This is a genomic window from Cytophagia bacterium CHB2, assembly GCA_030263535.1.
Classification (GTDB): Bacteria; Zhuqueibacterota; Zhuqueibacteria; order Zhuqueibacterales; family Zhuqueibacteraceae; genus Coneutiohabitans.
Window position 1 is genome coordinate 1 of record SZPB01000458.1, and the last position, 4,292, is coordinate 4,292.

5 protein-coding genes are annotated in these 4,292 nt (G+C 54.1%); 1 reads left to right on the plus strand and 4 read right to left on the minus strand.

Annotation, left to right across the window (positions count from 1 at the left end; translation table 11 throughout):
• A partial coding sequence (locus tag FBQ85_27155) for a phosphoribosylanthranilate isomerase (GenBank protein ID MDL1878812.1) occupies positions 1–279 on the minus strand: 279 nt, incomplete at its 3' end.
• Between the two features lie 613 nt (positions 280–892).
• Positions 893–1,771 (minus strand): hypothetical protein, encoded by an 879-nt coding sequence (locus FBQ85_27160; protein MDL1878813.1) that lies wholly within the window; start codon positions 1,769–1,771, stop codon positions 893–895.
• Between the two features lie 183 nt (positions 1,772–1,954).
• Between FBQ85_27160 and FBQ85_27165 the strand changes: the two genes are divergently transcribed.
• The gene (locus FBQ85_27165) at positions 1,955–2,881 is read left to right on the plus strand and encodes a proline dehydrogenase (GenBank protein MDL1878814.1); all 927 of its coding nucleotides are present in this window, start codon (positions 1,955–1,957) and stop codon (positions 2,879–2,881) included.
• Positions 2,882–2,891: 10 nt separating this feature from the next.
• Here FBQ85_27165 and FBQ85_27170 read toward each other — a convergent pair whose 3' ends face one another.
• Positions 2,892–3,860: a hypothetical protein gene (locus FBQ85_27170; protein MDL1878815.1), complete on the minus strand. Its 969-nt coding sequence runs from the start codon at positions 3,858–3,860 to the stop codon at positions 2,892–2,894.
• 132 nt (positions 3,861–3,992) lie between these two features.
• Positions 3,993–4,292 (minus strand): M24 family metallopeptidase (locus FBQ85_27175; protein ID MDL1878816.1); only part of this gene is annotated, 300 nt, incomplete at its 5' end.

Here is a 4,292-nt window from a genome sequence, read left to right on the forward strand (position 1 = left end):
TTCCTCGCCGTGCAATTGAATATGCGTGAGTGCGGCGACTTCCGCGGTGAGATGCAACGTTTCCGGATCGGGATTCACGAAGACGCCCACGCGCGCCACATGCGACGGCAGTTGTTCGCCGATGCGCTGCGCCGCTTCGGCATCCATGCAGCGCGAGCTTTTGGGATAGAAGACGAAACCAACGGCCGCGGCGCCCAACTCCACCGCGAGCAACGCATCTTCCATGCGAGTAATGCCGCAAATTTTTACCGGAAGGATGTTCATGATACTCCTCATCATGGTTGCACGATGATACGTTGCGCAAATCGTTTTGGAGTGCGGTTATGCCAGTCTTTCGGATCGCAAGCACCAATCGCACAACGTTGTTAAACTCTCCATGTCAAACGCTAGACCCGCAGGAATTCACTCGCATATCTGCGGCAGGTTCGGATCACATGGCAGTTTTGCCTTTCTGATTTTCCCCCGCACACGGGTGATTCCTGTTAGGTTGCCAGAACACAGCGTTTACTATACCGACAATCCCCGCTGCTTGCGAGAATACAATTTCAAAATTGTTAATGCTGCCGGCAATTCGCCGGTTACGGCTTTCGCATTTTGGGACGCGCTTCGCAAAATCTTTCCGGCTGATTGTGAGGTGCGCCAATCATCGCAACTTTGTCCACCATCAAGAGTATTCATGCACTGCCGGCGTTGCAACAATAATTTGGAGAGAGGTAGGTTTCGTTTGGCAGATTTGCCGCAGCAAGGTTCAATAGATCGTGGCTTTCAAAAATGGCCGCGCAATATATAGAATGAACCTGCGAGAGTCAAGCTTGATTTATGAAATTCGAGGTTTTTGAATAAAGTTTTATACCCCCGTGGCACGCGGCATTTTTTATAAATGCTGCCCTGATCACCGGGTGAGCAATGCCAGCAAACGCGGCGCGATTTCTTCGATGCGAAGCATATCCGGCAATGTGATTTCTTCAGGTAAACCCCAAAAACAAGTCGGCACCAGATTCTTCGTATGCGTTTTTACCGAAAAGTCTTCAAAATTGCCATGATCGCTGGTGAGCACAACCACGGTTTGCTGCAAATCCGTGTGGGTGAGAATGGTTTCAAGTAAAATGTCAAGACGCTCGACAACGGTTTTGGCGTCCTCAAGATTGCGGCTGTGGCCGGCCATGTCAGTCATGAAAAATTCGAACAGCGTGAAATCCGCCTGACGGCTGAGGTCAACGAGAATCTTCGCGCTTGCCGCTGGCGTGCGCAACGGCGCTTCTTCACCCATGTCGCGCAGAAACTGGTTGGTGAGATCATGCGAGACCGCGCGGCCGGCGCGCAAATCGTCCATCGTGAGCCAGGGAAAGCCGCCGGCCAGCAGCGCGCGCGTGCTCGCAGAAACACGTTCGCCGCGGCGCTCGAAATATTGCTGTGACAACGCATTGGCAAACACGCCCTTCTTTCCCAAGGCCGCGACGCGTTTGAAGAGACTGGCGTCATCGAGCATGCGTCGCAACGTGAGGGTGGGCAACGCGGACACGTGGCGACCGGCCGCGGCGGCGGCGTTCTGCCCCGTGAACAATGCGGTTTGCCCGGTGGCGCTTTGCGGCAGGCCAGGCACCTCCATGTCCACGCGCGTTGGAACAACGCGGCCGGTGTGCGGCAGCCGCGGGCGCGGCGCATCTTTGAAAATGCCGAGATAGCGCGATTGAAAACGCGCAAGCGGATTGTTTTCGAAATCACGGTCGCCGATGCCGAGGCCGTCAATAAACAACAGAAGAACACGCATAAATCATTCACTCGCTTGTGCAGCGTTTACTTGAGAGTTCGTTTGCCGGGCGTTATTGCTGTGGACGCAGCGTAAAACTATTTCAGGGGATTCCGCTTTAATACCGCGCCCAGTTGATTTTTAAGCCAAAGGGCTTATCTTAACCGGACTCAAACACCCTATCGCTAACGGAGGAGAACGATCATGAGTTTGGCCCGTCAAACGTTGCTGTGGATCTCAGAGAATCGCAAACTGCGCCAGGCTTTGCCGCGCTATCTTTTCATCCGGCGCGCGGTGTCGCGCTTCATGCCGGGCGAGGAGCTGGCAGATGCTTTGCAAGCCGCGGAAAACCTGCGTGCAAACAACATTACCACCATTCTCACGCGTCTCGGTGAAAATGTTTCACAAAACGCGGAAACGCGCGAAGTCACGCAACATTATGTGGAGGCCCTGCCGCAAATTCAACAGCGTGCTCTCGACGCCTACATTTCCGTCAAGCTCACGCAGCTCGGCCTTGATTTTGACGAAGAACTATGCCTGCAGAATCTCACGGCCATCGTCGCGCGCGCGGCGGCGTTCAACAACTGGGTCTGGGTTGATATGGAACAAAGCATGTACGTCGACCGCACGCTGTCCCTCTACAAAAAAATTCGCCGGCAATATGCCAATGTCGGCGTTTGTGTGCAGGCCTATCTCTACAGAACGAAGGACGATCTCTCAGACCTGCTGTCGCTTTCGCCCGCTATTCGCCTGGTGAAGGGTGCTTACATGGAACCGGCCGACATTGCTTATCCCGAAAAAGCGCGCGTCGATGCAAACTATCTTGCGCTCGCGCAATTCTTATTCGGCCACGTAAAAACGCACGGCGTCACAGTCGGCATTGCCACGCATGACAAAGTCTTGATCCCCAAAATTCAACGCGCGGCGGAAGCAGCCGGCTTGACTAAAAACGATTATGAATTCCAATTGCTCTACGGCATTCAAACGCCGGAACAATTGCGCCTGGCGGCTGCGGGTTACCGCATGCGCGTGCTGATCAGTTACGGCAGCTACTGGTTTCCGTGGTACGTGCGCCGGCTGGCCGAGCGTCCCGCCAACGTCTTTTTTGTGCTCAAAAATTTGATCTCATGAAACGGCGCTTTCAGGCCAGGCGAATGCCGCAGGTTCCCCGAAACGTCTCTCCCGAAGCCAGCACGATAAGCCCTTCGCCGCTATTGAAGGCATCACTGTTGCACGTCATGGGATTGACGGCAATGGCGTCGCGTGACGGTGGAATGTAGAGGTAGATGAAATTGTATTTTTGCGGCCCGATTTCCAAGCCGAATTGCAGGCGCAAGTTGAGCTGCGGATGATAAAGCTCGAGCGCGGCAATGCCGTCGTCGTGCGGCGCAAACTGAAAAAGGGTGTCGAGCCGCAAACCGCGCAGCGCAACGAAATCTTGAAACGCGGGGGTTTCATCCAGCATGCCGGTGGGCAGCATGCGCTGATCAAGCTCGACCTTGTAGGCCGTCGGCAAACGCAGCATCAGCTCATCCACCGAGCCGCCGATTTTGAAGTAGGGATGCCAGCCCGCGCCCAGCGGCATGGTATTGGTGTCGATGTTTTTGATTTCCGTAGTGCAGATAAAGCCTCGTTCGGCGTGCAAGGTGTAGGTGATGTCGGTACGGAAGAGAAAAGGATAACCGGGAATTTCGCCAAGATATTTATCGCCCAAGCGCAGCGAAATGCTGTCCGCTTCCTCGCGCACGCTCTCGATCTGCAAGTGGCGATGGGCGTAAAACCCGTGCCGGGCATGATGCCGATCCGCCTCGTTGACGGGAAGCTGGTAAACATGATCCTGAAAAAAATACTGCCCGTCTTTAACGCGATGGGGAAAAGGAATCAAGTGCCAGCTTTTGCAATGCTGATCGCTGATGAAATCGCTGCGCTTTTTGTAGCCTTGAATAATGGGATAAAGCTTCTTCCCCTTCGCCAGGATCAAGGAATTGACGTTCCCGCCAAACTCGGGCATGAACGTGACGCGTTCGCCGGTTTTTGTATTGGTCAACTGCAGCCGGACCGCGCCATCGAGAGTGTCTTGCTCGAACGTGAACATGGCAAATCCTCGCATGTTTCAGAATAGGTAAACGAGCACAAGGTGATATTTTGTTCAAAATGTTTATCGCCGCTCCTTGATAAATCATCCCGGTCTTGCACGATTTTAAAACATGAGCCGCACATACCGCCGCAATTAACGGCCAACTCACGGGCTAGTGATCGGCATCGGCGACGCCGGCCGCTTCTGCAAAACGCCCTCTTCCTTCATGAGGTTCTCGATTTCATCCAGTTCCGCCGGCACGAAATCGCTGAAATTCTCCACGCCGGTTTCCGTGACAGCCACGACCTCCTCGATGCGCACATATTGTTTCTCCTCCGGAATCCAAATCATCGGATCGATGGAGAAAACCATCCCGGGCTGCAACAAACTTTTCTTGTAATCTCCGACATCATGCACCGCCATGCCCACCGGATGCGAAAGATGCCCGCGAAACTTCAACGCCTC

What these genes read in the sequence shown, in the direction of transcription:
- FBQ85_27160 (MDL1878813.1), bottom strand. Translation starts at nt 1,771, where the DNA reads ATGCGTGTTCTTCTGTTGTTTATTGACGGCCTCGGCATCGGCGACCGT.
- FBQ85_27165 (MDL1878814.1), top strand. Translation starts at nt 1,955, where the DNA reads ATGAGTTTGGCCCGTCAAACGTTGCTGTGGATCTCAGAGAATCGCAAA.
- FBQ85_27170 (MDL1878815.1), bottom strand. Translation starts at nt 3,860, where the DNA reads ATGCGAGGATTTGCCATGTTCACGTTCGAGCAAGACACTCTCGATGGC.